The sequence below is a fragment of the Caballeronia sordidicola genome (assembly GCF_002220365.1).
Classification (GTDB): domain Bacteria; phylum Pseudomonadota; class Gammaproteobacteria; order Burkholderiales; family Burkholderiaceae; genus Caballeronia; species Caballeronia sordidicola_C.
The window spans coordinates 1-2,059 of sequence record NZ_MTHB01000303.1 but is presented as its reverse complement, the minus strand read 5'-3'; the positions used below and the strand labels follow the sequence as shown (position 1 = coordinate 2,059).

At 55.9% G+C, this 2,059-nt stretch carries 2 protein-coding genes; both read left to right on the top strand.

Annotated elements, in window-relative coordinates; genetic code table 11:
* On the top strand, window positions 1–526 hold a 526-nt coding region (locus BSU04_RS44010; RefSeq protein ID WP_144021550.1), incomplete at its 5' end, for a response regulator transcription factor.
* Between the two features lie 667 nt (window positions 527–1,193).
* Window positions 1,194–2,059 (top strand): HAD-IC family P-type ATPase (locus BSU04_RS44005; RefSeq protein ID WP_144021549.1); only part of this gene is annotated, 866 nt, incomplete at its 3' end.

The window sequence follows — 2,059 nt, the reverse complement described above, 5'->3', positions numbered from 1 at the left end:
GTCTTGCGAGGCTTTTCTAGAAGCCTATCAACCGGGCAGAGAGGCTTGCCTTTTAATCGATGCCTATCTGCCAGGTATGAAAGGACTCGATTTGCTTAAGCACTTGCACAATCGGGATGACCACTTACCCGCGATCATGATTACGGGTAACAGCGACGTGCGAGTGGCGGTGCAGGCGATGAAGGCGGGCGCTTCAGACTTCATTGAAAAGCCGATCGGCCCAATTGAGTTGCTCGAATGTGTGGCTCGCGCCTTCGAACAGTTCTTGAGTTCGCGTAAGCTGTTCGCATGGCGCGAGGCCGCAGCGAACCAGATCTTGGAGCTGACGCCGAGACAACACCAGGTCATGGATCTCGTACTCGCGGGTCGCCCCAGTAAAGTTATTGCAGCGGACCTTGGCATTAGTCAGCGTACCGTCGAGAATCATCGAGCGTTGATAATGAAAAAAACAGGGTCAAAGTCTTTGCCGGCTTTGACTCGCCTTGCGCTCGCAGCGCAATCCGCGCAATTGAAGGATGTTGAGTAGCCACCTTCGGGAAGTTGATGAAGGAGCGGCCTTCGAACATGCGTGGACGGCGCAATGGGCATGCCACTGCTCCAAGCTGTGAAGTTGTCTCGCCTCTGACACCACTGCGGACACCAGACTGCTCACGCGTGGATCTGAGTAGTTTCCGAGCCTGTTGCTTCTGGTTGGACCGCCCTATGATCGAAACATCGATCCGCTTTCGGTGTGACCTCGATTTGACATCAATTGATCCCTTTCCTGAAAGCTTACTCGGTCCGCTTCTGGACATAGCTTTCGTACTCTGAATCGTGCGAAAGCGGTGCTTATAGCCAGCATGGACGGTGGTGTATTGGATCGCGGTCTGGCATTACGCATTTCCGGTGGCCTATAAATCCATCGCGCGCGTCGAGGTCGGTGGTATCGCCTGCGATCGGGCGACGTAGCCAACGGTCAAGGGCGTGCAGGTGATCGTGGTCCTTCGACCGCCACTGACCGTGCTCGACATTCCGTGTCACCCGTTTCGTCAGCCGCTATCCGGGCACTCGATGTCGCACCCGGATCTCGATTGCATTGAAGGGAGCGTCCAAGGGGGATGGACAGATTCGGGTGTCCCGACGCTCAATTGGCGCCGGCGTATCACTGCAGCCTATAAAAGGCACAGCGTACTAAAACGTAAGGAGTACAAGTTATGGTATCCGATGCCGGCCCGGACAAGACTCACGACCCCAAGCAGGGATCGAAGACCCAAGTCAAGAACGAGTTGCAATCGCTTCCGATGCCGGAAGTGGAAAAGAAACTAAATTCGTCACCGGACGGCCTTAGCCAGGCAGAGGCGAAGAAAAGGCTAACCCAATATGGACCGAATGAAATTGAGGAAAAGAAGACCAACGCTATTCTGAAATTCCTCAGCTATTTTTGGGGTCCAATCCCTTGGATGATCGAAGCGGCCGTGATCCTTTCGGCGGTCGCTCGGCACTGGCCGGATTTTGGCATCATTCTTGTACTGCTTCTGGCCAACGCAGTGGTTGGGTTCTGGGAAGAGCGCGAGGCGGGCAATGCGGTCGCCGCCTTAAAAGCGACGCTCGCGATCAAGGCTCGGGTGATACGTGATGGGAAGTGGATAAATCCGCCAGCGCGTGAGTTGGTTCCGGGTGACGTCATTCGCGTGCGTCTGGGCGACATTGTGCCGGCGGACGCACGACTGCTGGACGGTGACGCTGTGGAGGTCGACCAATCCGCACTGACCGGAGAGTCGCTGCCCGTCACGCACAATTCCGGCGAGGCAATATTTTCAGGCTCGATCATTCGTCAAGGTGAGATCGGCGCATTGGTCTACGCGACCGGTGGGAACACCTTTTTCGGCAAGACTGCGGAGTTGGTGCAGGGAACGCATACGGTTAGCCACTTTCAGCGCGCGGTGCTGAAGATTGGAAATTATTTAATTATCCTGGCGGTGGTGATGGTGGCGGGGATTGTTGCTGTGGCGATCTTCCGCGGCGACCCGATCCTTACCACATTGCAGTTCGCCCTGGTACTGACTGTGGCCGCGATTCC